Source organism: Sphingobacterium sp., assembly GCF_039596235.1.
GTDB lineage: Bacteria > Bacteroidota > Bacteroidia > Sphingobacteriales > Sphingobacteriaceae > Sphingobacterium.
In genome coordinates, this window is record NZ_JBCNKE010000003.1 from 155,218 (window position 1) to 180,291 (window position 25,074).

General features: G+C 42.0%; 24 protein-coding genes. 9 read left to right on the plus strand and 15 right to left on the minus strand.

What is annotated here, in order from left to right; all coding sequences use genetic code 11:
* Nucleotides 1-117 precede the first annotated feature (117 nt).
* Nucleotides 118-675, minus strand: coding sequence for a YdcF family protein (locus ABDW32_RS08090; protein ID WP_343561209.1), 558 nt, complete (start codon nucleotides 673-675; stop codon nucleotides 118-120).
* Between the two features lie 244 nt (nucleotides 676-919).
* Here ABDW32_RS08090 and ABDW32_RS08095 point away from each other — a divergent pair, with 244 nt between their 5' ends.
* A complete protein-coding gene (locus tag ABDW32_RS08095) occupies nucleotides 920-1,957 on the plus strand; it encodes a linear amide C-N hydrolase (RefSeq protein ID WP_343561211.1) in 1,038 nt (345 codons plus the stop codon).
* A 144-nt stretch (nucleotides 1,958-2,101) separates the two neighbouring features.
* Here ABDW32_RS08095 and ABDW32_RS08100 read toward each other — a convergent pair whose 3' ends face one another.
* From ABDW32_RS08100 to ABDW32_RS08110, 3 genes are read right to left on the minus strand one after another with little or no spacing between them, the layout of a single operon-like run.
* The gene (locus ABDW32_RS08100) at nucleotides 2,102-3,199 is read right to left on the minus strand and encodes an efflux RND transporter periplasmic adaptor subunit (RefSeq protein WP_343561213.1); all 1,098 of its coding nucleotides are present in this window, start codon (nucleotides 3,197-3,199) and stop codon (nucleotides 2,102-2,104) included.
* A complete protein-coding gene (locus ABDW32_RS08105; RefSeq protein ID WP_343561215.1) occupies nucleotides 3,196-6,486 on the minus strand; it encodes an efflux RND transporter permease subunit in 3,291 nt (1,096 codons plus the stop codon). Before ABDW32_RS08105 ends, ABDW32_RS08100 begins: the two co-directional genes overlap by 4 nt.
* Before the next feature lie 10 nt (nucleotides 6,487-6,496).
* Nucleotides 6,497-7,885 (minus strand): TolC family protein, encoded by a 1,389-nt coding sequence (locus ABDW32_RS08110; protein ID WP_343561217.1) that lies wholly within the window; start codon nucleotides 7,883-7,885, stop codon nucleotides 6,497-6,499.
* A 171-nt stretch (nucleotides 7,886-8,056) separates the two neighbouring features.
* Here ABDW32_RS08110 and ABDW32_RS08115 point away from each other — a divergent pair, with 171 nt between their 5' ends.
* On the plus strand, nucleotides 8,057-9,067 hold the full coding sequence (locus tag ABDW32_RS08115; protein ID WP_343561219.1) for a histidine kinase: 1,011 nt from the start codon (nucleotides 8,057-8,059) through the stop codon (nucleotides 9,065-9,067).
* A gap of 2 nt (nucleotides 9,068-9,069) precedes the next feature.
* Nucleotides 9,070-9,765 carry a LytTR family DNA-binding domain-containing protein gene (locus tag ABDW32_RS08120; protein ID WP_343561220.1) on the plus strand — a complete coding sequence of 232 codons (696 nt, stop codon included), beginning with the start codon at nucleotides 9,070-9,072 and terminating at the stop codon, nucleotides 9,763-9,765.
* 2 nt (nucleotides 9,766-9,767) lie between these two features.
* Here ABDW32_RS08120 and ABDW32_RS08125 read toward each other — a convergent pair whose 3' ends face one another.
* Complete coding sequence (locus tag ABDW32_RS08125; protein WP_343561222.1) at nucleotides 9,768-10,238, minus strand: OsmC family protein; 471 nt, start codon at nucleotides 10,236-10,238, stop codon at nucleotides 9,768-9,770.
* Nucleotides 10,239-10,546: 308 nt separating this feature from the next.
* Between ABDW32_RS08125 and ABDW32_RS08130 the strand changes: the two genes are divergently transcribed.
* Nucleotides 10,547-11,116, plus strand: coding sequence for a Crp/Fnr family transcriptional regulator (locus tag ABDW32_RS08130; RefSeq protein ID WP_343561224.1), 570 nt, complete (start codon nucleotides 10,547-10,549; stop codon nucleotides 11,114-11,116).
* A gap of 7 nt (nucleotides 11,117-11,123) precedes the next feature.
* Here ABDW32_RS08130 and ABDW32_RS08135 read toward each other — a convergent pair whose 3' ends face one another.
* Complete coding sequence (locus ABDW32_RS08135) at nucleotides 11,124-12,020, minus strand: LysR family transcriptional regulator (protein ID WP_343561226.1); 897 nt, start codon at nucleotides 12,018-12,020, stop codon at nucleotides 11,124-11,126.
* A 97-nt stretch (nucleotides 12,021-12,117) separates the two neighbouring features.
* Between ABDW32_RS08135 and ABDW32_RS08140 the strand changes: the two genes are divergently transcribed.
* Together ABDW32_RS08140 and ABDW32_RS08145 are read left to right on the plus strand one after the other, a co-directional pair.
* Entirely contained in the window at nucleotides 12,118-12,729 is a 612-nt protein-coding gene (locus ABDW32_RS08140) for an NAD(P)H-dependent oxidoreductase (protein WP_343561228.1), read from the plus strand.
* Nucleotides 12,726-13,016, plus strand: a complete 291-nt coding sequence (locus ABDW32_RS08145) for a putative quinol monooxygenase (RefSeq protein ID WP_343561230.1) — start codon at nucleotides 12,726-12,728, stop codon at nucleotides 13,014-13,016. The genes ABDW32_RS08140 and ABDW32_RS08145 overlap by 4 nt, the downstream gene beginning before the upstream one ends.
* A 110-nt stretch (nucleotides 13,017-13,126) precedes the next feature.
* Here the strand turns inward: ABDW32_RS08145 and ABDW32_RS08150 are convergent, their stop codons facing one another.
* The 5 genes from ABDW32_RS08150 to ABDW32_RS08170 all read right to left on the minus strand — a co-directional run bounded on the left by ABDW32_RS08150 (nucleotide 13,127) and on the right by ABDW32_RS08170 (nucleotide 16,276).
* Nucleotides 13,127-13,444 (minus strand): hypothetical protein, encoded by a 318-nt coding sequence (locus ABDW32_RS08150; protein ID WP_343561232.1) that lies wholly within the window; start codon nucleotides 13,442-13,444, stop codon nucleotides 13,127-13,129.
* A gap of 175 nt (nucleotides 13,445-13,619) precedes the next feature.
* On the minus strand, nucleotides 13,620-14,351 hold the full coding sequence (locus ABDW32_RS08155; protein ID WP_343561234.1) for a glutamine amidotransferase: 732 nt from the start codon (nucleotides 14,349-14,351) through the stop codon (nucleotides 13,620-13,622).
* Nucleotides 14,352-14,362: 11 nt separating this feature from the next.
* Nucleotides 14,363-15,097, minus strand: a complete 735-nt coding sequence (locus ABDW32_RS08160) for a YggS family pyridoxal phosphate-dependent enzyme (RefSeq protein ID WP_343561236.1) — start codon at nucleotides 15,095-15,097, stop codon at nucleotides 14,363-14,365.
* Nucleotides 15,098-15,106: 9 nt separating this feature from the next.
* Nucleotides 15,107-15,646, minus strand: a complete 540-nt coding sequence (locus tag ABDW32_RS08165; RefSeq protein WP_343561238.1) for a GNAT family N-acetyltransferase — start codon at nucleotides 15,644-15,646, stop codon at nucleotides 15,107-15,109.
* 18 nt (nucleotides 15,647-15,664) lie between these two features.
* Nucleotides 15,665-16,276 (minus strand): FMN-binding negative transcriptional regulator, encoded by a 612-nt coding sequence (locus ABDW32_RS08170; RefSeq protein WP_343561239.1) that lies wholly within the window; start codon nucleotides 16,274-16,276, stop codon nucleotides 15,665-15,667.
* Nucleotides 16,277-16,410: 134 nt separating this feature from the next.
* Between ABDW32_RS08170 and ABDW32_RS08175 the strand changes: the two genes are divergently transcribed.
* Nucleotides 16,411-16,929, plus strand: coding sequence for a GNAT family N-acetyltransferase (locus ABDW32_RS08175; protein ID WP_343561241.1), 519 nt, complete (start codon nucleotides 16,411-16,413; stop codon nucleotides 16,927-16,929).
* A 37-nt stretch (nucleotides 16,930-16,966) separates the two neighbouring features.
* Here the strand turns inward: ABDW32_RS08175 and ABDW32_RS08180 are convergent, their stop codons facing one another.
* Nucleotides 16,967-17,848, minus strand: coding sequence for a DMT family transporter (locus ABDW32_RS08180; protein WP_343561243.1), 882 nt, complete (start codon nucleotides 17,846-17,848; stop codon nucleotides 16,967-16,969).
* A gap of 99 nt (nucleotides 17,849-17,947) precedes the next feature.
* Between ABDW32_RS08180 and ABDW32_RS08185 the strand changes: the two genes are divergently transcribed.
* On the plus strand, nucleotides 17,948-19,402 hold the full coding sequence (locus ABDW32_RS08185) for a PLP-dependent aminotransferase family protein (RefSeq protein ID WP_343561245.1): 1,455 nt from the start codon (nucleotides 17,948-17,950) through the stop codon (nucleotides 19,400-19,402).
* Nucleotides 19,403-19,404: 2 nt separating this feature from the next.
* On the opposite strand, the gene ABDW32_RS08190 is transcribed toward ABDW32_RS08185, so the two are convergent.
* Both ABDW32_RS08190 and ABDW32_RS08195 read right to left on the minus strand, forming a co-directional pair.
* On the minus strand, nucleotides 19,405-21,207 hold the full coding sequence (locus tag ABDW32_RS08190; RefSeq protein ID WP_343561247.1) for a mechanosensitive ion channel domain-containing protein: 1,803 nt from the start codon (nucleotides 21,205-21,207) through the stop codon (nucleotides 19,405-19,407).
* Nucleotides 21,208-21,314: 107 nt separating this feature from the next.
* Nucleotides 21,315-21,449 carry a hypothetical protein gene (locus ABDW32_RS08195; RefSeq protein ID WP_343561249.1) on the minus strand — a complete coding sequence of 45 codons (135 nt, stop codon included), beginning with the start codon at nucleotides 21,447-21,449 and terminating at the stop codon, nucleotides 21,315-21,317.
* A gap of 108 nt (nucleotides 21,450-21,557) precedes the next feature.
* Here ABDW32_RS08195 and ABDW32_RS08200 point away from each other — a divergent pair, with 108 nt between their 5' ends.
* Entirely contained in the window at nucleotides 21,558-24,023 is a 2,466-nt protein-coding gene (locus tag ABDW32_RS08200; protein ID WP_343561251.1) for a DUF4965 domain-containing protein, read from the plus strand.
* A gap of 171 nt (nucleotides 24,024-24,194) precedes the next feature.
* Here the strand turns inward: ABDW32_RS08200 and ABDW32_RS08205 are convergent, their stop codons facing one another.
* Nucleotides 24,195-24,809 (minus strand): DUF1062 domain-containing protein, encoded by a 615-nt coding sequence (locus ABDW32_RS08205; protein ID WP_343561253.1) that lies wholly within the window; start codon nucleotides 24,807-24,809, stop codon nucleotides 24,195-24,197.
* Nucleotides 24,810-25,074 lie beyond the last annotated feature (265 nt).

Consider the following 25,074-nt stretch of genomic DNA (forward strand, 5'->3'; position numbering starts at 1 on the left):
CTTTGACGATAAAACAAACTTCTTTTTGATTGAATGGCTCCCGGATGGATATCAATTGGAGATGCACTCAAATATAAGATACAATAAATGGATTAACGCAGTTCCTTTTTTTCGGCCCTACAGGGCCTCTTTGTAGTACGCAACAAACTCCCGGAAGATGGAATAACCATCGCGCCATTCAAAATAGAGGGGACTTGCACTTTCTATATTGTTAAATCCCCTTTTTCGAAAGAGCGCTTTTATCCGTGTCTGATGGAAATATTGGGAAATGGAAATGGCACTTTTATAGTTTAGACTGTCCATAATACGGATGCTGTTGACCACTGTTTTTTCGGTATCATTGCCGTAGTTGTCGACAATAATTTTTTGTGCTGGAACATGGTTTAGTAACAGATAGTCTTTCATTTTGTCGCCTTCCCAAAAACCTTCCTTCCCGAAGCCACCACTGACAAGGATCATCTGAATCCGGTGTGCCCTGTATAGCTGGATACTTTTGTTTAATCGTTCCTGCAACCGCTCCGACGGACTACCGTCGGGGTTGATTTTATTTCCGAGGACAATACCAATAGCTGCTTTGGTCTTTTTGTCCCGCAGCCCATCGATACAAATCAATATACTTTGGATCAGAAATACGATAAGTCCAAGTTTTATGCCTGATTTAATGATTTTCAACATGTCCTTTAGCCATTGATTTTTTTACCGAATCACCGTCGCTACATATGTTGAAAATAGGAAAAAATAAGGTTAAATGCTAAAAGACTCAAACTATAAAAATAATCTGCGGGTGAGAAATAAGATCTTTCAGCAGATGCAATGTTAAACTGTTTGGGTAAGTTGCTTTTAATAGCATTTTTTTTGATTAATAGTTTTGTTTAAACAAAATCATTAAGTATTTGTTAATATATCAAACAACTATTTTATGAAGTATCTTTTTTCAATGATCTTAATTGCAGTCCTCCTGTATGGAGAGACGAATGCCTGCACCAGGGTGGTTTACAAAGGGCCCGGTCAAACGGTTATTACAGCGCGTAGCATGGACTGGAAGGATGACATTGCTGCTAACATTTGGGTATTTCCGCGGGGTATGCAAAGAAGTGGTGAAGTGGGGCCGCAATCGCTGACCTGGACATCACAATATGGTAGTGTGATTGCTAGTGCCTGGGATATTGCGACCGTGGATGGACTGAATGAAAAGGGACTGGTCGCCAATGTACTTTGGCTGGTTGAGTCTACTTACCCTAAATTTGATCCCGCCGGAACAAAAAAAGGGGTAGCGATCTCGGCTTGGGCACAATATGTACTTGACAATTTTGCGACGGTAGCTGAGGCGGTGAAGGTGTTGCAGGACGAGCCTTTTGTCATTGTGAGCGACTATATTCCGGGAACCGAAAAGTTTACAACCGTACACTTATCCCTTTCGGATGCAACGGGTGACAATGCCATCTTTGAATATATCAATGGAAAATTGGTTATTCACCATAATGCCGCATATACGGTGATGACAAATTCACCCGTATTTGAGGAACAGCTCGCTTTAAACAGATACTGGCAGGGAATCCCAGGGACAATAATGCTTCCGGGTACCAATCGGGCTGCGGATCGTTTTGTGCGTGCTTCGTATTATATCAATGCCATCCCACAAACGGAGGATACACGAACTGCTGTCGCGAGTGTATTTAGCGTTATTCGTAATTGCTCTGTCCCATTTGGTATCAGCTCGGAAACTGAGCCTAATATTTCTTCTACCCGATGGCGGTCAGTCGCAGATCAAAAGAATAAAGTTTATTATTTTGAGAATGTGTTGAACCCCGGAACTTTATGGGTGGACCTTACTAAATTTGATTTGAAAAAGGGTGCCCCTGTAATGAAATTGGATTTAAAACAAAGCTTAGCAATTAATGGCATCTCAAATGGACTATTTAAATCTGCCAATGCCTTTAAATTTATGGGGATATAGTCGTTTAAAAATGATAAAAGCCAATAGGGCGTCCGATATTTATGGACAGCCTATTGGCTTTTAATTCATCCTTATTCCCGAGAGCCTCTTTTCAACGTTCAATGCGCATGGGCTTCACTTTTATTTTTAGGACAGCTTCCTTTTTTATTTAACCGTAGTGCCATCCGCGATTTCTTCATCGGCTTTACTCAGGAGCCGCATGGTCGGATTAAGGTTGCCAAAGATTTCTACCTGTCCGTCAATACTGCGTCCTTTTTGTACTGGCACACGATTTGTTTTGTTATCTATAACGGCGATAACAAAACTTCCTTCACCCGAAGTAAAGACTGCTGTTTTGGGGACAACAAAGGTGCTATCCTGAGAAGTTAGCGGCAACTCGACCTCCGCGACCATACCCGGGAGGAGTTTGTTGTTGGTATTGCTAATGTCGATTTCAACACGTTCAGATCTGAATCGGCTATCCAGCGCGCCTGACTTGCGTGCGATCTTACCTGAAAACTGTTGGCCCGGCAAGGATTTTACGGTAAACTGCAGCGGTTGATCGGCTGCCAGGAAACCGGCGTATTGCTCGGGTACGGCGACAGCCAAACGGAGCTTACTCTGTTGCTGGATCGTCATGATGGGCATCTCCGAACCTCTGCCTGCTGGTCCGACGTACGCACCCTGATTGACATTCCGAGTAGCGATAACGCCATCAAATGGCGCGCGTATTTCGAGGTAGTTCAATAGGTTCTGTACCTCTGCATAGGCTGATTTCGCCGCCTGAAATTGGGCGAAATCAGCATTCTTTTTTGCTTCGGCAACCTCGAGATCCAGTCGGGCGACAGTACCTTCGACTTTACTGGTTTCGAAGAGTCTATCGTATGTACTTTTGGTGGCCATGTAAATCGCTTCCTGCGACTTTAACCTTGATTTTGCAGCCGACAACTGGGAGCTCAATTCTGGCGCCTCAAGTACTGCTAACAGCTGTCCAGCCTGAACCCGACTGCCAATATCAACTTTTAATGCCCGTACATAGCTGCTCACTTTGGCATAAATTTCTACCTGCTGGAATCCACTGATCTCGCCCGGTATCTGCATTTTGTTTGTTAGTTTCTGTTTGGATGGCGCAAATGTTTCCATTGCTGGACTTGGTGTCGCTACTGCTGCTTTTTTGCTGTTTTCTTCGGCAGCAGACTGACATCCGGTTAAGGAGGCGAGTAGGCCTACCGCGGATAATATTATTAGAAGGTTATGTTTCATGATAAAGGTTTTAATGCTGCGATATAATGTTTACTTTCTTTGTCTTCGGGATCTAAGGAGATCGATTGAGTGCTACTTTTCTCTTGTGCCCAGGCAAATATTAAAGGTAAAATCACCAATACGGCAAAGGTGGAGAAGAGTAAACCGCCGATAACGGCTCGTCCCAATGGGGCTACCTGTTCACCGCCTTCACCATGACCGATGGCCATCGGCAACATCCCGACAATCATGGCCAAACTGGTCATAATAATAGGACGTAGACGCAGCGAGGCTGCTTCGCGTGCTGCTGCCAGTGCATTTTGATTGTGTTTGCGGATATGCTCGGCATTGGTGATCAATAGTACCGCATTGGCGATGGATACGCCCACGGACATAATAATACCCATATAGGATTGCAGGTTAAGCGTTGAACCGGTCAATAAGAGCATCAGCAAGGACCCAAGGACAACTGCTGGTACGGTGGTGAGGACAACCATGGATACTTTGAACGACTGAAAGTTGGCCGACAGCATCAGAAATATCACAATAATTGCTACAGCCAGACCGGCCTGTAGGCTGTCCATGGTTTCATTTAATACTTTTCCCAATCCGATTTGCTCCACCGAAAGACCGCGTGGAAGTTCGCCCAACGCTTTGATACTACGTTGTACATCATTGGAGGCTGTTTTTAGATCGGTATGATCGATATTAGCCGTGACAGAAATGTAGGGCATTGCACCTAAGTTGTCGTTCTCACCATAAGTATAGGATGGCGTAATGGTTGCAATATCGCTCAGTATCGGCCTTGACGAATTTTTTAACAATGGTATTTCTCCAATTTCTTTTTCGTCTTTCATTTTATCAATGGGAACCTGTACCTGCACATTGTAGGACAGCCCTGCTTTTTCATCAATCCAGGTATTTTTCTCTGTATAACGGGAGGAGGATGTTGCCGCGATCAATGATCGGGTTACTTCAGCAAGGTCAATACCGAGCTGAGCGGCACGTACCCGGTCAATATTGATGTCATAGGATGGGTATTTGATCGATTGTGCCAGCTGTACATCCCTGAAATAGGGAATAGCTTTCAGCTCTTCGATTAATTTACCAGCATATTTCTCATTGTTCTTTTTGTTCTTGCCGGCAATTCTCACCTCGATCGGTGTTGGTGAACCTTGGCTCAGGACTTTATCGGTGAGTTCGATGGGTTCAAAGGAAACTTGCACATCTGGAAGGGCGGCTTTGAGCCGTTTTCTGTATTCATCACGGAAGCTGTCCATATCGTGCTCGTAATCTTTAAGGGCGATTTGAAAAACTGCCTCATGGGGTCCGGCCATAAAGAGATAGATCGGCGATACGGAGAACTGTCCTGGGTGCTGGCCAATGTACACAGAGGAGATCCCTATATGTTCTTTTCCAACGAGTTTTTCAAGTTCGGCCAAGGCGCGTTTGGCTTTCTCTTCGGTACGTTCAATACGGGTTCCTTCAACCGCACGCAGACGCATCTGAAACTGGCTCGAATTGACCTTTGGAAATACGTCCTGTCCAATCGTATTGAGCAACACGAGCACCAGGCTTATGGCAGCGCCTAGATAGACGATGGTGATAATTTTCTTCTGTTTGAACAGTCGGTCGATCATTTTCATAAACCGATTCCTGAAGCGTTCAAACAGGCTGATCTTGCCATCATTGTTAAAATCTTCCCGTTCGACAAGAAGTTTCTTCTGATTCAGCGTATCTTGTTCGGATTCGACGGATAGGCCTGTTTCGGCAAATTTTACTTCATCTGCATTCAATCCTTTTGGATTTATTTTATGGGGACCGGTTTTGTGATGATCTTTCATTAGCCAGTTGGCCATGATCGGTACAAAAGTCTGTGACAGCAGGAAGGAGATGATCATGGAGAATCCAATGGATAGGGCTAAGGGCAAGAATAGGGATCCCGGAATACCTGTCATTGTAAACGCGGGAGCAAATACGGCGAGGATACACAATAAAATCAACAGCTTTGGCAGGGCAATTTCCTTACAGGCATCCCAGATTGCCAATGCTTTTGGCTTGCCCATATCCAAATGCTGGTGTATATTCTCTATCGTAACCGTACTCTCGTCAACGAGGATACCGATTGCCAGTGCCAATCCACTCAATGACATCAGATTGATTGTCTGTCCAAATAATTTCAGGAAGAGTACGCCCGAAATAACGGAGATTGGGATTGTTAGGATAACGATTAAAGCCGCTCTACGGTCGCCCAAAAATAATAAGACCATCAGACCGGTGAGTATTGCTCCGATAGCACCTTCGGTAATCAAGCTTTTGACGGAGTTGATGACATAGACGGATTGGTCAAACTCATAGGATAATTTGACATCCTCGGGCAGGGTATTCTGTATTTTTGGAAGTGCGGCCTTCAGATTTTGTACGACCTCCCAAGTGGAGGCATCACCGGCCTTGGCAATGCTGACGTAGACTGATCGTTTACCATTAACCAGTGCATAACCTGCCGTAACATCGGCACCATCTTTTACTGTAGCTATATCACCCAGATAGAGATTTTGTACGCCGCCTTTAAATAGCGGGATTTTTTCAAAATCCTTCACATCACGAATGGTGTTGTTGGTGGGTGTAATGTAGTTTTTATCTTTTATACGGACATTTCCGGCGGGCGCGGTCTGGTTGTTGAGTTTTAATGCCTCGACGACCTGATCGGGGGTCATGTTGTGACTGCGCATCAGATCCGGATCGACATTGACTTCGATTGTACGTGGACTACCTCCAAATGGTGGGGGGGAAAGTAATCCCGGTATCGAGGTAAAAGAAGCCCGTACATAGACGTTGGCAAGATCCTGTAGTTCGTTGTTAGAGCGTTTGTCACTGCTGAGTACCAGCTGCCCTACTGGAAGTGAAGAGGCGTCAAAGCGGATAATAAAGGGCGGTTGCGATCCGGGCGGGAAGGAGGCCTGGATACGATTGGCCAATGCGCTCAATTCGGCGGCAGCCTGCGCCATGTTGGTGTCTTCGTAGTAGGAGATCTTCATTAAGGTCAGCCCCTGGATATTTTTGGTCTCAATGGATTTGACACCGTTGGCAAAAAGCAGGATATTGACGTAGTTTTTAGCAAAATAAGATTCCATCTGATCTGGAGAATAACCTCCAAAGGGGTGCGCAATATAAATAACAGGAAGGTTCATTTTGGGTAAAATGTCTACCTTGATTGTGCGTACTGCGCCTATTCCAAATACAATAAGTCCCATAACCAGCACAAGGATGGAGATCGGCTTACGTAAGGCAAAACGGATTAAATTCATGCGGTGTTATTTATAGTTCTTTGTTGAAAATATCGAAATCTCCAACTGCTGCGGCTTTCAGCAAAAGTGATTGCCAGAGGTTGATATGGACGATTTCGCGATCTGTTTCGGCTCGATTAAGTGTATATAGGGTCTGAGTGACATCCACAAGTGTTGCCAGACCGTTTTTGTACATAGCCATCTTTTGGTTGTAAGCCTGTTGGGCCGCTGACACTTGTCGCGGGGCTTCGATATCGCTCTGTTGCGCTAATCTGATCTTAACGTCGGCGGCATCCAGCTGGGCAACAAATTGTGCTGCGGTGGTTTGATATTCCTCCCGTAAAGCATCGTTGGTATGTCGTTGTGCACTGATTTTTTTGTTGATACGTGCGATTGTGGTTAGATTCCAATTAATCCCTAAGCCCAAAAGATAGTTTTGTCGATTGGGTCGGATACCATCCCAGTAGTTTCTTGTAAAGGCATGGAGGTCTGTCGTGTAATTGCTTTTGAAGCCAGAACCTCTTGCCTGAAAAACACCGAAGGCTGATAAGGTGGGCAGATATTCCTTGTTTGACAGTCGCAGCTGTTGTTCACCAACTTCAATCCGACTTTTGTAATATTGAAGCACAGGGTTATTGTCCACCAACGTCGGGTCGGTGTTCAGGAGCTGGGTAGGTGTTTTTGTGACCAGTGCAGTGTCAATCTGAAGGTCTGTTGCGTTGATCCCCATCAGTACCGTTAATTTGTTGTTTTGCTCCTTCACATTTTCTCCGGCCTGATTCAAGCTGATCTTCGCGCGGGATACTTCTGCCGAGGCCAAGGTTGAATCGACACCGGGCAAAATCCCATTCTTGGCTTTGGTGGCCGCAATGTTGAAGAATACCAGCGCACGCTCCAGGTTTTTCTGTTGATTTTTTTGAAGGCGCTGGCTTGCCAGAAGATTCAGGTAGGCTGCAGCAATCTTGATCTTATGTTGGAATTGTTCTTGCTGGAGGTCAATTTCCAATCGTTTGCTGTCCGCTTTACTCAATTCGATGCGCTCTTTTCTGCGGCCAAAGGTGTAGATATCCCAATTGATGTTGGCAAGATAAAGCGCTCCAAAAGCGGAATTCCAATTTTGCTCCGGAAGTGCCGCGCCCGAAGAAGCAACACCGAGTCCCCCAAATCCATACAAGGGACCATTCTGTCCGTTGATGGTTCCATAAACTTGTTGTGCTGCGACGGTCAAATTAGGCCAGAAGTCGCGTTTTACCTGTTCGTTGGTCTGTAGTGCTGACTGGACATAATACGCCTTTGCCTTAATAATTCCATAATTTGCAAGACCTTGTTCTACGGCATCACGGATAGTAAGCTTTTGTGCAAATGAGGTTGAGGTCGCAAGAGATACAGCCAATGACAACACTAAATTCAATTTCAGCATAGGTTATATATCATTTTATGGAAACGAAGATAGGACTGAAGCTCGTTGTATAGTCGGTTTAAAATGATCTATGGCATTTAAAAGTGACCAATGTAATTCGTCATTTATTTTTCGGTTGTTATAAACTTAATACTTTTACTTTGTAACAGATTTTTAACAAAATAAGGGCGTATGAGAAAAGTTCTGGAAAATAAGATCATACAGGAAACCTTCTTACTGGTTTTCTCGTTTATCCTGTTTACATTAAATGACTGGATTCTGATTTTGAGCTGGAAAGGCTTCTTTATGGGGGTGATCTATTTTTTGATCTTATATATTCATGCGCAGGTGAATCGTTTTTTTCTGCTGCCGCTTCTGCTCAAAAAGAATAAGGCCATACTGTATGCGCTATCCTCTATCGCCATATTGCTGGTATTTGCCTTGGTTTTAAAAGAAATAACGGAGAATTTTATCTATAAAAACTGTTTCCTATATAAGAGTATTGCGCAGAAAACATTTCATTATCAGGTTGGTGTGTTATTAGGTTCGTTGATCTGTATTTTGGGGAGCATCCAATTTATTGAATTCTATCGCTTCCAGCGGTTGAAAACACGACGGGAACTGCTCTCCAATCAGACGCAATTGTCTAATCTGAAAAAACAGCTGAATCCCCATTTTTTGTTTAATACCTTAAATACCATCCATGGGATCAGCCTTAAATTCCCGGAACGTACCTCTGAATTGATTATCAAGGTATCGCAACTATTGCGTTATCAGATGGAAAGCAGTGACAGGGAGTTTGTTTCAATAGATGATGAGATTGACTTTATATCGAGTTATATTGAATTGGAACGCGAACGTCTGGGCTATCGAACCAAGATTGACGTTGATTTTCAACGGGAAGAGGGAATCAAGTATCAGATCGCACCGATGCTTTTGATCACATTTGTCGAGAATGCCTTTAAGCACGGCACCTGTAGTATAGAAGATTGTTACGTAGCAATTTCGATCAGGATTGAACAAGGTAACTTATATTTGCATGTACGAAATTCGGTTCCAGTGAAAAAGCGGAATGTTTTTTCAGCAAAAATAGGTCTGGAAAATACGATAGCCCGATTGAAATTGCTCTATCCCAACCGCTATCAGTTAAATACAAATGCAAGTAAAGAGGAGTTTGAGGTGTCTTTAGTTATAAATCTTTAGCCATGGAGAAAAATCGCTGTATTGTGGTTGACGACGAACCGGCAGCACATTATGTATTGGTAAATTATATTGAAAGAAGTGCTGATCTGGAATTGGTCGCTCAGTGCTATAATGCCTTCGAAGCACTGGAATATCTGCGCAATAACCGGGTTGACCTGATCTTTTTGGATATTGATATGCCCGAGATTACCGGAATGGAATTTTTGAAAATGTTGGACAATCCACCCAAAACCATCTTGACAACAGCTTATTCGGAGTACGCGTTGGAAAGCTATGACTATGGGGTGGTGGACTATTTGTTGAAACCGATATCTTTTCCTCGTTTTATTAAAGCTGTACAGCGCTTTCTATCTTTTAACCAAAGTACAATACCACAGGAGGAGGAGCCAAAAACAATTAGTATCCGTATGGATGGACGGTTGATTGAGGTGAAGCTTTCCCAAATCGATTTTATCCAGAGTTTTGGTAATTATGTGAAAATTGTAACACCGGCACAGACTTACCTTACTGCCAGTACCACCCAACAGATTTTAACGCAGGTGCCTGCGTCCAAATTTGTCCGCATCCATAAATCGTATATTGCCCCCATCAATAAGGTCAGCAAATATGAACATGGTGTGGTTCACATCAATGATAAACGCTTACCTGTTGGGATCACCTTTAGAAGGGAACTACAGGAACGTTTAGGGAATAGATAAGCTTACTCTCCGGCGCTTACCTGAGGAAGATGTCGTACCGGGAAATTCACTGAATTTGCAATAAAACAATATTCATTGGCTTTTTGGTGGAGAGCTATTGCTTTGGCGATCATTTCGGGTTGCCGTACACGGATCGAGGGACTAAGAACAACCTCTTTAAAGAAGCCCCTGCCGCTTTCTTCCTCTATCATAATTGCGGTAGCATGATCAATGTAGGCTTCGACGATCACATTGTTGACCGAACAGAAATGCAAATACCATAACATATGGCAGGAAGATAAGGATGCTAGTAGGAGATCTTCGGGATTGTGCTTGTTGGGATCCCCACGAAAGGCAGGATCAGAAGACCCCTGTATAATAACTTTATCTTTTATGCTGACCTTGTGGCTTCGTTCATAATTTTTATAATGATCTGTGCCGCTTCCTAAATTGCCCGTCCATTCGATGGTCGCTTTATATTGATGTTCTTTCATCGAGAAATGATCTATTTATCGCTTGTTCCCTGTGAAGTTATGAAATATCCGAAATATTTTTTGCGTATAAATTCTACTTGTCCGGTAGAAGGTGCTGGCTTGCGTAAATGCGGAAATAAATATATAGAGACCTGTAAGGATTATAGCACTTCCCGTGCCTTGTGAACCGCTGGTCGCGCATTTGCCGCTGGAGGGGACCAACGATTTACTAAACAGCCGGTCGTAGAGCAGGGGGATGAAATTGCCGGAATCCTTGGTTCGACGATAGGGATAGACTATATTTGTCGTATACCAATCAGCATTATCATATGGATCAACATATATTGGCAGAGAGCATCCTGAATCAGATTGATCTTAATGCAGAGGAGCTGGAGCTTTTCTTTTCAAGTGTCAAATTGAAAAAGGTCAAGAAAAAACAATTTTTGTTGTTGGAGGGAGATGTGAGCCGTTATGCTTTATTCGTCGTCTCGGGCTGTCTGCGCAGTTATTGTGTAGATGAAAATGGGTATCAATATATTCAGCAGTTTGCTCCCGAAGGATGGTGGATTGGGGATATGTATAGCTTAGTCACGGGAAAACCCGGGTATCTTGCCGTAGATGCCATATTTGATTCCGAAATCGCCATGATTGCAAAAACGGATCTCAATAGGTTGTATACCGAGATCCCAAAATTAAATATTTATTTCAGGGTGTTGGCGGAAAATGCCTTGGTATATTACCAAAGCCGTGCCATGGAAAACCTCCGTTTGACAGCAAGGGAGCGCTATGAACGATTTTGTACACGCTATCCTAGCTTGATTGCCTGTCTTCCGCAAAAGCAGGTGGCCGCCTATATTGGCGTGACCCCCGAATTTTTAAGTAAGATGCTGAATCAATAAGCGAAATCTACCATTTTTCCTGTAGCAATGCTTCCAGCTTGCTGATTTCCTCTTGGTACATCGTTTTCTTGCGTGTGCCGAAATAAAGGGTATTCTCAACCGGAGATTGACCTTCCCAAACCAGTTTAATTTTGCCGGAGGCAATAGCTTCCGCACATAAAAAATCAGGAACAATAGAAAAGCCTTTGTTATTGCTCAGACAACGTATAATGGAACTGATATTTGGTACAATGTAATTGGGGCTGAAATCAGGATGTTCGCCAAAATGTGTTGACCAGAAATTCCTGAGGTGATCCATATCTGCTGCGGTACTGTACCATAGCTGTTTTTTTAAGAGCTCAGAAGCTTCCTTAATCTTGTTGTTGTGCAATAAAGCTTCGAGCGCTGTTGTATCTGTTTGGCAGCCTGCGATCAGCACAATGCGCTCTTTTGAAAAGGGCTGATAAACTAAATTCTGCTGATTGCCTTTTTGCGGTGTAATAATTAGATCGAGTAGCCCATTATCCAGATCCTGTTGCATCTGCGGATATTCGCCGAATTTAATAATAAGGTTAAAGGGAAGCTGGGCAATATGCTCTTCAAGTGTGTATTGAAAGGTTTCAAAACACATACCAACGCTGATGGTAATACGCTCATCCAGTGCCCGATTGTGAAAATGTTGCTCGCCTACTTCCAGCTTTTTAAGCGGATCTATAATATAATTATATAAAATTTTTCCCTTCTCTGTAGGTACCATACGACGTGCTGACCGATCGAAAAGTTTGTGTCCTGTAAAAGCTTCCAACGAATTGAGATGTAGGCTAACGCCCGGTTGTGAAATAAATAATTCTTGTGCTGCTGCCGACAGTGTACCAGTGTCATAAATCGCCTTAAAAGTACGAAGCCACTCTAAGTTCCATTTCATATCTATTATTTTAATGATACAAATATACAATTTAAATTATTTGTATTATCTATAAAAATGATAGAAATTTGTGTTATCAATAATAAAAATAATAGAAATGAATATATTTATTATCAATGGCGGACAGGAGTTCGCACACTCCGGTGGTTCTTTTAATACCACAATTACAAATTGGACGGAGCAAACTTTAGTTAAAAATGGATTTAAAATTCGTGTGACCAATGTAAATGATGCGTTTGACGCAATGGTCGAAGTTGAAAATTTCAAATGGGCGGATATTATTGTCTATCACTTTCCGGTATGGTGGTTTCAGGTGCCTAACCGTCTAAAACTTTATATCGATGAAGTGTTTACAGCTGGACACAATAATGGAATCTATCGAAGCGATGGTCGTTCACGTAAGAATCCGGCAATTAATTACGGTACCGGTGGATTGATGCAGGGGAAAAAGTATTTTGTGACTTCAAGCTGGAATGCGCCGGATACCGCCTTTACGTTGGAAGGTGAGTTTTTTGATCAACATTCTGTTGATGAAGGTGTTCTGTTCGGTTTTCATAAAATGAACCAATTTGCAGGACTGGAAAGTATTGGAAGTTTCCATTTCCACGATATGGAGAAAGGTGCAACGCAGGAGCGTGTGGATAACTACGAAAAGGAATATAAAGCCTATTTGGAAGAAGTATTTTATTTTGAAACTCAGTTATCATGAAGATCTATATAACCGCTATTTTAAAGGCAAATCCAGCATTTCGGGATGAAGTGATTGTTGCATTGCAGCGTATGGTCGAAGAGAGCAGAAAGGAAGCTGCTTGTATTCAATATGACCTGCATCAGGTGGATGCGGATGAGAATCAGTTTATTTTTTATGAAATCTGGGAAAACCGGACCGGACTGGATGCACATAATCAGCAACCCTATATTCAGGCATTTGGGGAAATGGCAGAAGAAAAGCTACAAGAGGCACCACAGATTTATTTAATGGAAAAAATAGCCTGAGTCCATTTTGACTGGGTGAACAAAATTTATAATCTAAACTGGGATACGGTGGGTATTAAAACCTGTTGAAATCATTCGTGTTAGCGTTATGGAGTGCTGATCGTTTATTGCTATTTAGTAACACGAATGATTTTATTGGTTCCTTTTTCAACGCCAATAGTAAGGGGATTCCGTTGCTTCAGACTCTCTTGTAAAAGAGATAACTGATCTTTACGCTCATCACCTTTGTTATCCAACCAAAAAGAAGAGGCCATCATACCAATCTGTATTCTATAAACCGAGTCTTGTTCGGGTACTGCCTGTTCAATAACCTGGTTTTCATACCAGATTAGATTTTCATCATTCTTTTTGACCGAACATGAAAATAACAGCAGACCGAAGACGATTAGCGTGGCTGATCTAAAAAAATGCTTGCGTGTAAAATCCATCGACGTTTTGTTTGATAACTAAATCTACAGTTTTTTTTCATATTTCGGCCCTAAAATCTGCTAAATCTAGTACAGATACTGTGCTGTCGGTTATTTTCAAGCTGTTGTACATGCACTGTAATGTGGGATTGATGTCTATGTTTGATGAACCTGATTTGAATTGATGTGATCTGTTCTAAAAGTTGGTTTTTGTATGTCGATAGGCAGCTTCAAGGTGATCGAGGAACTGAAATAACTTATTGTTCATTTCGGTATAGTCGTAACCACGGATTTGATCTGGAGTCTGCACAAATTTATCCTGTTTGCTTTTGTGCAGAAGGTCTTTCTCTGCCTGAATTAACAGTTCGACAACCTCCGCATTGAGTTCCATATGGCATTGAAAGCCAAAAACTAGGTCGGTGTACCTTACGATCTGTCGAGGGCAACCTGCACTGACTGCAAGAACTTGACTGGCTGGGCTGAGCCCCGGCATGTCATTATGCCAATGACCGACAGGCAGAAATTCACCAAAATGTCGAATTTTCGGATCTGCTAAACCGTCTTGGGTAAGTTGGATCCCAAAGACGCCTATTTCTTTTTCTGGACTCGGTTCGTATGCTGCCTCTAAGGCTTCGCCAATCAATTGTGCTCCCAAACAGACCCCAACAACGGCTTTTCCAGCATGGATATATTGCCTGATCAATGCGATTTCAGCGTGTGCATCATAATAGGGATATTCTTCTTGAGACGAATCTGGACTTTGGGGACCACCCATAATAACCAATAAGTCTATCATCGTGCCGTCTTGTGGTAGCGCCTCATATTGATATACCTTGGAGAAACTTGTTTTATGGTGTCGTGCTAATGCCCATTGTAAATAGGCTCCAGGGGCTTCGAAATCTTCATGTTGTATAAAATGCACATTCATAAGCTCTATTTTTAAATCAAATTCTCGTTCCAATAATAGCTATCGGGAGTATTTCGTTGTCCGAATATCGCTGTACCTACCCGTACAATAGTGGCGCCTTCGGCAATTGCTATTTCCAGGTCCCCACTCATTCCCATGGATAATTCTTGCATCTCTACATTCGGAATATTGAGCATAATGATTTGCTGTTGAATGTGCTTGAGCAAGCGGAAGCATTTACGCACCTGTTCAGTTTCGGCACTTAGAAGACCGATCGTCATCAGTCCTTTTATGCGTAAACTTTTTAGAGGGGCGATCTGCCTGACGAGGTCAATAACCAGATCTGGGGCAGCACCATATTTACTTTCTTCGTAAGATGTATTGACCTGAATGAGTATATCGATGGTTTTATTTTCGGTTGTGAGTCGCTGATGGAGTTTTTGAGCTAAGTCGAAGCGGTCTATAGAATGCACACAGGATACATTATATTTAAGGATTTCTTTAATTTTATTGGTTTGTAAGTGCCCGATAAAATGATTATGATGTGGAATTTCCTTTAGGTCTTCGTATTTATCCTTTAACTCCTGCACTTTGTTTTCGGCAATCAAAGTCTGTCCGGCTTTTAAAGCAACTTTAATACGATCCGATGTTACCGTTTTTGTGGCAAGCAATAATTTTACTTCTTGTGGTTCCCGACCATTAGCCTGGCATGCCTTTTCGATGCGATGGAGTATAGCCTTTATATTGTCATTGATAGTCAGATCCATAGTTTGGGATTAATTGTTAACAACATTTTTTTTCATCATAATATCGGTTTGTTCATCGTCACCCAATCTGAAAATATGTTTATCAAAGGCGACAAAGCCATGTTTTTGATAAAAACTAATTGCTCGAAAATTTTCCTCCCATACACCCAGCCAGATAAACCTAACATTTTTTAATCTAGCGATATCCAATGCTTTTTCATAAAGAAGCTGGCCTATTTTTTTTCCATGAAATTCTTGTAATACATAGATACGTTCTATTTCCAGTGCATGCTCATCTTGTAATTCTGTTTGTGCTTGTCCACTGTTTATTTTGAGGTAGCCTATGACGCTATTACCGAGTTGCGCAAAATAAAACTCTGACCCTTGATTGCTCAATTCAGCTAATAGCATTTCATTCGAAAATTTTTCCACCATATATTTCGCCATATCAGCTGCTGTATTGACTTCAGAAAATGTCTCGACGAAGGTCTGCTGAGCGATACTTTGCAATAGATCAATATCTGTCATTTTCACTTTGCGAATTGTTATGTTTATTGAATTTTTGTCCATTTGTCTGTGTGTAATAAATTAAGATAATAAGTGCCTGATAGATTTAGCAATGCTCTTTTCGCCAGGATTGTCCCCTTTTTCTAAATAGGCAGCTATACGCTCTCTCTCTGCAGCAGTTTTGTTCTGACTGATCTTTTTTTGCCCTTGTAGATCCGTTACTTCCAATTCGAAGGCGACGATGCCTTGCATCATGCCTTTTTTAAAACGGTCCGAGAGTCCTTGCCATTGGTTCAAATAGCCACTGTCATAGGACTTGATCATCTGTTCAAGCACTTCTATTTTTTCTTGCTCATTATTTATAATCCGAGCTATTCCGTAGGCATGTACAGCGATATAGTCCCAGGTCGGAACGCTTTCCTCTTTGTCATAATGCATAGGGGATATATAAGCATGTGGTTCTGAAAAAATAACCAATGATCTGTTTTCTACGATACAGTGGGCTTGCTCATTTGCAACAGCAAAATGCGAACTTAGAAATAGCTTATCTGCATGTTCCTTGATCTGGAAGGGGAGTTGTGTTGCTATCGGAATATTGTTTTTAATGGATATAATCGTTGCAAAACTATATTCTTTCATAAATGCGAGCTGTTCCGTATAGTCTTCAAATTGAAAATGTTTGGGTACGTACATACAAGGGTGTTTTCGTAATCACAACAAAAATAGGGCTAAAGTGATGGGAATAAATGGTCCAAATTTAATAAAGCAGATAGTCCAGTGACAATTTTAATGGGTTTAATCGAGATTGTTGGTTATATTTATCTTTGATGATAGTAAAAGAAGAAATAAGGAAAGAGAATTACGTATTGCGGCGCTTAACTCCAGCACAATGGGAAGATTATAAGAAGATTAGGCTGGAAGCATTGCGTACCGATTCGGGGGTATTTGGCAGCAATTATCAGCGGGAGGCGGCTTATAGCCAGCAGGATTGGGTGGCACTACTTGAGAATGAAAATTGTGCGATGTTTGGACTATATGATCAAGAGGCTATCGTCGGGTTAACGGGCGTGGTAGTGGACCGCGATGATGCCTCAAATGCGATTCTGATTGCTTCTTTTGTTCGCGAACCCCATCGCGGAAAAGGACTGTCAAGATTATTTTATCAGGCACGTATTGCATGGGCCCGCGAGAAAGGTTGCGCACGGATCACTGTATCACATCGCGCTGGAAATGAATCCTCAAAGGCAGCTAATCAAGCCTTTAATTTTACCTATACACATTCCCGTGAGGTCGAGTGGCCGGATGGTACCGTCGCAGAAGAACTAATGTATGTGTTGGTTTTATAATGGTCAGCCAACAAGGTCTGTTGTACTTCGTTTCTTGTTAACTGGCGAATTTTTTAGCACCCCCTACGCAAAGTATGACAGCAATGGTAACGAATAGCATGCCGATACTTACTTCTTCGCGAAGTAGGCTGGCCGCTAAGATGAGACCAAAGAAGGGTTGAAGAAGCTGTAGCTGTCCAACAGAGGCAATTCCACCCTGGGCTAATCCTTTATACCAAAAGATAAAGCCAATAAACATGCTAAAGAAGGAAACGTAAGCAAGACTTGTCCAGGCCCCAATGCCTACATGTGCTACCGTGGTTGGAAGAAAGATATAAGTCAGGGGCAGAGCTACCGGCAATGAAAATACCAATGCCCAGGAAATTACCTGCCAGCCTCCTAATGTCTTTGAAAGCTTGCCCCCTTCGGCATATCCCAGTCCACAAAGAATTACAGATAATAACATGAGTATATCGCCAACAGGAGAGGAAGATATGCCCTGCATAAGCGCATAGCCTACAACAAAAAGACTGCCCAATATCGAAAAGATCCAGAACACCGGGCGGGGACGCTCGCCACCACGTATGATACCAAAAACAGCAGTTGATACGGGAAGTATACCTACAAAGACAATGGAATGCGCGGAGGTCACATAACGTAGGGCCAAGGCACTTAATAAGGGGAAACCAATGACTACGCCCAAGGCTACAATGCCAAGGGATAAAAACTGTGTTTTTTGAGGGAATTTTTCCTTGTTGATCAATAATACGATAAGGGCGAGTATGCCTGCGATCGTAGCACGGGCTACGGTCACAAAAAATGGATCTAAATCTAAGACTGCAATCCGTGTTGCGGGCAATGATCCACTAAATATAATGACGCCCAGTAAACCGTTTAGCCAAGCATTGGATGATTTCTTTACTTCTGTATTTCTGCTCATTGTCAGATGATCTATAGTTTGATGCAAATCTCGTGAATAGTTAATATTGAGTACAGTTACAGTTTTTGTTTAATTAAGGGATACAGTTATATTTACAACATGGGAAAAGACTTTCTATACAGTATTTTGGCTCAAAATATAGCGAGTAAAATAAAAAATGGTGTTCTCAGGCCCAATGAACGGTTGCCGTCGGTGCGCATGTTGAGTAAAGAACATGGTATCAGCATGAATACCGCTAAGCGGGTATTCCTCGCATTGGAAGCGCAATCACTAATTTATGCGATACCACAGTCAGGGTATTTTGTGAATGCGTTGACTCAATTCAGATTACAACTGCCCGAAACTGGCCAGATACGGCTCGTGGAGGATAGTGTTGAACCAAATGAGCTGATCAGTAGTGTTTACGCCAATATGGGAAGAAAGGATCTCACGCTGTTTTCCATCGGTGTCCCTTCAGGAGATTTCCTGCCTTTGGCGAAATTAAAAAAGGAAATCGTACTCGCAACCCGGCAATTGGATGCAGGTGGTGCTGAATATGAACCTTTACAGGGGAATTTGAAATTGCGTAGGATGATAGCGGCCCGTTCCTTGGGCTGGGATGGCCGATTGACAGCGGATGATGTCATTACGACGAATGGCTGTATGCATGCTTTATCGCTCTGTCTGATGGCATTGACCAAGCCCGGAGACACGATAGCATTAGAGAGTCCCTGCTACCCCGGTATTTTGCAGCTGGTTCTGAGTTTGGGTTTGAAGGTTATTGAATTGACCTGCGATCCGATCTTGGGAATTGATGTACAGTTGTTGGAAGATTTGTTGCCAGAAATCAATGTGTGCCTGCTGGTGCCGAATTTCAATACCCCATTAGGCTATTGTATGCCAGATAAAAATAAAATGGAGGTGGTTCGTTTACTTGCTAAGCATGCTGTTCCACTGATTGAAGACGATACATATGGCGATATTTATTTTGGCAGCGAACGTCCTACATGTTGTAAAACTTTTGACGAAGAGGACAATGTGTTATGGTGTGGCTCGGTCTCAAAAACATTGGCCCCTGGTTACCGGGTGGGCTGGGTGGCTGCGGGGAAATACAAGGATCAAATTCTACGTTTGAAATTAATCCATGCCTTGTCGTCGGCAACGTTGATTCACGAGGCAGTGGGTAATTTTCTGAAGACAGGGCGATACGATCATCATCTTCGTCAGTTACGGAAAACATTGCTAGAAAACTATCAACGGTTTGCCCATGTGATTGCGGAATCTTTTCCAGAAGGAACGCGGATCAGCAGACCGCAAGGGGGGCTAGCACTCTGGGTCGAGCTGCCAAAAAGCATAGACACGACAAAGCTTTACAATTACGGATTAAAAAAGAAAATAAGTATTGCCCCGGGGCGAATGTTCACCCTGCAAAATCAATTTCAAAATTGCATGCGCCTCTGCTTAGGACTACCCTGGACGGATGAACTCCGTTTTGCACTGGTACAGTTGGGAAATCTAGCCAAAATGATGCTCCATGCCAATAACACTGATTCAGAAATAGACCGCAGACTTTAATACTATTTGCCCGTGTTTTTCGGCTGATATTGTGGTACATGATCCACTTTTGCAAATAGGTGTGGGCCATTCATTTCAATGCCTGCAGCGAGAAAGTCATTTAGAATATGTTGATAAATTTCGGATTTGGCCAACTCAATTTCTGCAGATTTGGAAATATAAACATTCAGCTCGTAGAGAACATAAAAATCATCTAGTTTTTTTTGTAAGACAAATGGAGACGGATGTTGATTGACACGTGCTATACGTGCGGGAATATTTAAGAGCAATTCGTGTATACGTTGCCAAGGTTCTTCATAGCCTACTGTGAGTTCAACTTGAAAACATATTCCCTCCTCTGAAAAGGTGGAATAGTTAACCGTATTACCCGATAGGATGGAGGAATTTGGAATGGTGATTTCCTCATTTTTAATTGTCCTTAGCCGGGTTACCAAGGGTGATTTTTCAATGACAATACCTGTCTTGTCCGCAATTGTGATCCGGTCACCAATGCGGAAAGGGCGCATATAGGTAATGACGAGACCGGCAATAATGTTTGAAATAGCGGAGGATGATCCCAAAGAGAATAATACTCCGATAAAAACAGATATTCCTTTGAAGATATCAGAGTTTGCTCCCGGAAGATAGGGAAATACGAGTACCAACGTAAAGGCCTGTAGCAGAAAGCGGACAATGGTAAAGGTAGGCATGGCAAATTCCCGGTGAAAGCCATTGATCTCTAATTTCCCTTTATCAATTTCGTTAAAAATATATTTCACAAACCGTACGGCATAACGCATGACAAAGAGAATGACAAAAACGGTGATCAGATTTGGAATATAATCCCAAACGGCGAAGACTGCTTTCTTCAGGGGCTTGGTAAAAAGTCCGATCAGATTGGATGCCCAGCTTTGCGTAAAGGGAAAGACACTGAAAACAATAGGGAGCATGATGAAAGCGATCAACACAATCAGTCCCCAACGCGCAATATTGATTATGTTAATGAAAATACGGGTTTTCTGAACCGAGGTCAGGAATACATAATTTTTGATCTTAACATCCTTGATTCGCTCTGTCCGTTCGCTCAATAGGCGATTAGTGCCATACTTTTTTAATCTATTGATAAAATACACCAACATCGAAAAGATCACAAGAATAAGGAGTACAAGCCCCGTACGGATCAGCACTTTGGTGATGCTATTGTCTGCTCTTTCCTGACTGATGGCCTGTTGGATACGCTTGAGGTATTGTGTAGCAATTTCTTCTTTGCTTTTCCCTTCCAGGAGGGCGTCGAGTTCTGTGATGGAAGTAATGATCAAATCTTTGTAAACAATGTCGGCGCTGATTTCGTTGTTTTCGATTTTAAAGGAATCTACTTTTACAAAATCATCTTCATAGAGATTTTCAATCCTGTTGACTACATTGTAGGCGCGATCTTTAGCAAGGGATGACCCCAATTTATTATAGATATAAAAAAGGGTATCATTAAATGGTGCGACAGCATACCGCTTGGAGTTTTTTTTGATCGAGTCAACTTTGATTTTTAGTTGTTGCTTGCGCAGGTTGTTTTCTTCGTCAAAGTCATTGAGCTGCTGTTTTAGATTTTCTTTCTTGGGACTATTCTGACTTTTGAGACTGGCGATTTCATACTGCAGTTTCTGACGTTCGAGTGAATCGTTGATCTGTTGTTGTCTGATATCGTTTAATAAGGCGCTTAAACCAAGCTCTTTTTTATTGATTGAATCATTTTCCTGTGCATAAAGCCCAACGATTGTTGAACAAAAGCATTGTATAACCGTAAAGAAAAAAATGTAAAATCTTCTCATATGCTCCAAGGTAAAATTGATTCCAATCGATCAGTCTAACCAAGCTGATCCTGATCGGATAGCCAAAGATAATAATGTTTTTTGTTGAACCCAGTTATCGGATGTTCTTATCTTTTACCATTGTCTTTTTTATCCACTAATCGATGTGCGGACTGCTGTAATATGATATAAATTGCATATAAAATGATACGAAGAGGCTGTTGAATGTCAGTTATTCCAACGTTATTTGTTGTGATACTCATGTTTTTCTTTAGGCATTCTTAATAATTCTTTTTTACGCCTGAAAAACAGTTAGGTCGCTAATTTTTTCAAAATATATGATTAAACCCTTTAAAAAACCTATTCTTAAGATGCACAAACTCAGAAAGCTGAGTATTTGTTGCCTATTAGCTTGTATATCGAGCATTTTTGATGCACAGGCGCAACAAAGAAAAGCGCCAGCCTACCCATTGATCACCCATAATCCAAACTTTAGTATCTGGTCAATGACGGATCAGTTGAATGCATCGACTACCAAACATTGGACCGAAGCGGATCATTCGCTCCTAGGACTGATCAATGTCGACGGCAATATTTATCGTTTTCTTGGTAAAGAGGAACCCCATTATAAAACAATTCTTCCCACAGCCGAAGATCAGTCTTTTACGGTGCAATATACCGAGTCTAAACCCCAAGGAGACTGGCAATCGGCTTCATATAAAGCCAGCGGCTGGAAATCAGGTGCTGCCCCTTTAGGGGATGATCAAAAACAGGTCAAGACGTTGTGGAAATCAGATGATATCTGGGTGCGTCGTACCTTTAATGTGACCGACCCGCAAGGGATCAACGAACTCTTCTTAAAATTGAACCATGATGATAATGTGGTCGTGTTTTTAAATGGAAAAAAGGTTTATGAAAAAGCGGGCTGGACAAACAACTTCCAGTACTTGCCGATAAATAAATCTGACCTAAAGGCGGGTCAAAATCAGCTCGCTATTCATCTGCGCAATACTGCTGGGGGACGTTTTCTTGACTTTGGCCTCGTAGATAAGCTAAAAGAGGAAGGAGCTAGAATACAAACTGCCGTACAGAAAGATGTGGAGATAACAGCCACACGTACCATATATAAGTTCCAGGCAGGCCAAGTCGACCTGAAGCTTACCTTTACGTCGCCGCTACTGATGGATGATCTGAATCTATTGGCTAGACCTGTTTCTTATATTACCTACCAGATAAAGGCAAATGATGGAAAACAACATGCCGTAAAGGTTTTTCTAAGTGCAGCCTCCAACATTGCGGTCTATAAACCTTCACAGGAAGTTACTGCTGAAAAATATGAAACAGACAAATTAGCTATTTTGAAAACGGGAACAGTCGAACAACCCATGTTGCAAAAGGGCGCCGATGATATGCGAATTGACTGGGGCTATTTTTATGTGGCTTCACCGAAAGAGAATCAAGCACAGCAGTTTGTAAGTCCGATGGCTATTGCTGTGGATAACTTTAGAAAAGGGAATACGAATTCAACAACTACCAAAGGAACAGCATTATCATTGAATACGGTCATTCCATTTGGGATGGTGGGGAATAAGGAAGTTGAACGTTTTGTTGAACTCGGCTATGATGAAATTTATGCGATTCAATATTTCAAAAATAACCTACGTCCTTGGTGGAATAATTCAGGTAAGGAAACTATTGAAAATCAGCTTACCTTAGCAGCCAACGAATATCGCTCCGTAATGGACAAATGTGTTGCTTTCGATAAACAGGTTTACGCTGACGCGCTAAAGTCTGGCGGAAAGGAATATGCGCATTTGACAACACTGGCCTATCGTCAGAGTATTGCTGCGCACACGTTGGTGAAAAGTCCACAGGACGAATTGCTCTGGCTATCCAAAGAGAACAACAGTGGCGGTTTTATTAATACGGTCGATGTCACTTATCCATCGGCACCTCTATACCTGATCTATAATCCGGAATTATTGAAAGGCATGTTGACGGGTATCTTTTATTTTAGTGAAAGTGGCAAATATCCTCACCCTTGGGCGGCACATGACCTGGGTACATATCCATTGGCCAATGGACAGACTTACGGCGAGCCAATGCCTGTCGAAGAGTCCGGAAATATGATTATTTTGACAGCAGCGATTTCAAAAGTACAGGGAGATGCGAGCTATGCACGTAAGCACTGGAAGACGCTCACCACTTGGGTAGACTATCTTGTAAAGGATGGTTTCGACCCTAAAACGCAATTGTGTACAGATGATTTTGCGGGCCATCTTGCCCGCAATGTAAACTTATCGGTAAAGGCTATCGTCGGGATTGCCTGTTATGCGCAAATGGCTGAAGCGATCGGTGAAATGGAGACGGCGAAGAAATATCGTGCCATCGCCGAGGAGATGGTGCCAAAATGGATGGAAATGGCTGATGCTGGAGACCATTACGCGCTGACATTTGACAATAAAAACACCTGGAGCCAAAAATATAATCTGATTTGGGACAAGGTGCTGGGACTACATCTGTTTCCGCAGAAAGTCTATGATACGGAGATCAAGTATTACCTGACTAAACAAAGTAGATTTGGAATTCCATTGGATAGCCGAAAAGCATATACCAAAAACGACTGGATTTTGTGGACAGCTACATTTGCACCAACACGGGATGAATTCGAAGCTCTGGTGCATCCGGTCTACAACCATGCGATCCGAACAGAATCCCGTGTTCCACTAAATGATTTTTACGATGCGAATACGGGGATACGTGAGAATTTTAAGGCGCGTAGTGTGGTAGGCGGTTTTTATATGAAGATGCTGTCGGATAAACTTCAGCAAAAATAGGTATGTAAAATATCTCATAAAAAGTACTTCATTTTGAAATGAAAAATTAAGGGAACCAACGGTTCCCTTTTTTGTGATACGCTATGGCTTTCCAGTAAAAAACAGTTCCAAAAATTGCTGGCTATTTGATCTCCGAGAATCAGGGGCCAGATCAATCCGTTACAGTATGTTCTAGATCTCGTTACACAGTAAACTTTTAAGTTTTTGACAGTCAATTTCAATGCAGTCTCTGTCTTTTGCCTTATGTTTTTTCTGTACGTATTTTCCAGCTACCGTAATTGCTTTTTGCATGATTAGTTGGTCAAGCTGTCTTGAGGAAAGGTTGAGACAGGCGCGAATCAGTGATGATAGCCTAAGTTGAAAATCATGGGGATAGTCGACCTCGAATGTTAAGACCCTTTCATTCGAAGACAGCAATTCATCGTTTGAAATCTGATCATATTGCAAAGCATAGCTTACTGTAGTTAAATCGGCTTCCACCTTATTCTTTCTTCTCATTTCTTCAGAAAATGCATATTTCCAAGCCAGTTCCGTATCGTTGTTTTGAAATTTGTTGAACAATATACTGTTTATTGCAGTGAGTCGGGTACGTGAAAATAAAATCAAATTGTATGTGCTGTCGCATTTTACGCAGCGATAAATCAACCATACGTCAACGTTTTTTTTCTGTGCATTTATTCTGAATTTTTCACTGCAATAAAATTGTTTACTATCGCAGTGGCTACATGATTTCTTGAGTATTGGGGTATTCTTAGGACTGATAGTCCATGTATATTTCTTTTGCATTTTTTATAGTCGTGCTTAATATTCTTTATTAATTTTTTTGATATTATTCACGATGTTTCTGCTATCAAAACACGAGTGTATGGATAGGCTGTATAGCAAAAAAGAGACATTCGCTACTGTGGTTGGGTGAATAATAAAATCAAATGAAAACCTGTTTGGATAGGATTACCCAAATAAAAGAATGATTAGCCTGTGGTTTGTGAGGCTAACTAAGCAACTATAAATTTAAGAATTGTGTTCAAAACGTAATCGTTTGGTCTATATG

Bases quoted from the DNA above. Each gene is read 5' to 3' on its own strand.
- ABDW32_RS08090 (WP_343561209.1), bottom strand. From the start codon at position 675: ATGTTGAAAATCATTAAATCAGGCATAAAACTTGGACTTATCGTATTT.
- ABDW32_RS08095 (WP_343561211.1), top strand. From the start codon at position 920: ATGAAGTATCTTTTTTCAATGATCTTAATTGCAGTCCTCCTGTATGGA.
- ABDW32_RS08100 (WP_343561213.1), bottom strand. From the start codon at position 3,199: ATGAAACATAACCTTCTAATAATATTATCCGCGGTAGGCCTACTCGCC.
- ABDW32_RS08105 (WP_343561215.1), bottom strand. From the start codon at position 6,486: ATGAATTTAATCCGTTTTGCCTTACGTAAGCCGATCTCCATCCTTGTG.
- ABDW32_RS08110 (WP_343561217.1), bottom strand. From the start codon at position 7,885: ATGCTGAAATTGAATTTAGTGTTGTCATTGGCTGTATCTCTTGCGACC.
- ABDW32_RS08115 (WP_343561219.1), top strand. From the start codon at position 8,057: ATGAGAAAAGTTCTGGAAAATAAGATCATACAGGAAACCTTCTTACTG.
- ABDW32_RS08120 (WP_343561220.1), top strand. From the start codon at position 9,070: ATGGAGAAAAATCGCTGTATTGTGGTTGACGACGAACCGGCAGCACAT.
- ABDW32_RS08125 (WP_343561222.1), bottom strand. From the start codon at position 10,238: ATGAAAGAACATCAATATAAAGCGACCATCGAATGGACGGGCAATTTA.
- ABDW32_RS08130 (WP_343561224.1), top strand. From the start codon at position 10,547: ATGGATCAACATATATTGGCAGAGAGCATCCTGAATCAGATTGATCTT.
- ABDW32_RS08135 (WP_343561226.1), bottom strand. From the start codon at position 12,020: ATGAAATGGAACTTAGAGTGGCTTCGTACTTTTAAGGCGATTTATGAC.
- ABDW32_RS08140 (WP_343561228.1), top strand. From the start codon at position 12,118: ATGAATATATTTATTATCAATGGCGGACAGGAGTTCGCACACTCCGGT.
- ABDW32_RS08145 (WP_343561230.1), top strand. From the start codon at position 12,726: ATGAAGATCTATATAACCGCTATTTTAAAGGCAAATCCAGCATTTCGG.
- ABDW32_RS08150 (WP_343561232.1), bottom strand. From the start codon at position 13,444: ATGGATTTTACACGCAAGCATTTTTTTAGATCAGCCACGCTAATCGTC.
- ABDW32_RS08155 (WP_343561234.1), bottom strand. From the start codon at position 14,351: ATGAATGTGCATTTTATACAACATGAAGATTTCGAAGCCCCTGGAGCC.
- ABDW32_RS08160 (WP_343561236.1), bottom strand. From the start codon at position 15,097: ATGGATCTGACTATCAATGACAATATAAAGGCTATACTCCATCGCATC.
- ABDW32_RS08165 (WP_343561238.1), bottom strand. From the start codon at position 15,646: ATGGACAAAAATTCAATAAACATAACAATTCGCAAAGTGAAAATGACA.
- ABDW32_RS08170 (WP_343561239.1), bottom strand. From the start codon at position 16,276: ATGTACGTACCCAAACATTTTCAATTTGAAGACTATACGGAACAGCTC.
- ABDW32_RS08175 (WP_343561241.1), top strand. From the start codon at position 16,411: ATGATAGTAAAAGAAGAAATAAGGAAAGAGAATTACGTATTGCGGCGC.
- ABDW32_RS08180 (WP_343561243.1), bottom strand. From the start codon at position 17,848: ATGAGCAGAAATACAGAAGTAAAGAAATCATCCAATGCTTGGCTAAAC.
- ABDW32_RS08185 (WP_343561245.1), top strand. From the start codon at position 17,948: ATGGGAAAAGACTTTCTATACAGTATTTTGGCTCAAAATATAGCGAGT.
- ABDW32_RS08190 (WP_343561247.1), bottom strand. From the start codon at position 21,207: ATGAGAAGATTTTACATTTTTTTCTTTACGGTTATACAATGCTTTTGT.
- ABDW32_RS08195 (WP_343561249.1), bottom strand. From the start codon at position 21,449: ATGAGTATCACAACAAATAACGTTGGAATAACTGACATTCAACAGCCT.
- ABDW32_RS08200 (WP_343561251.1), top strand. From the start codon at position 21,558: ATGCACAAACTCAGAAAGCTGAGTATTTGTTGCCTATTAGCTTGTATA.
- ABDW32_RS08205 (WP_343561253.1), bottom strand. From the start codon at position 24,809: ATGCAAAAGAAATATACATGGACTATCAGTCCTAAGAATACCCCAATA.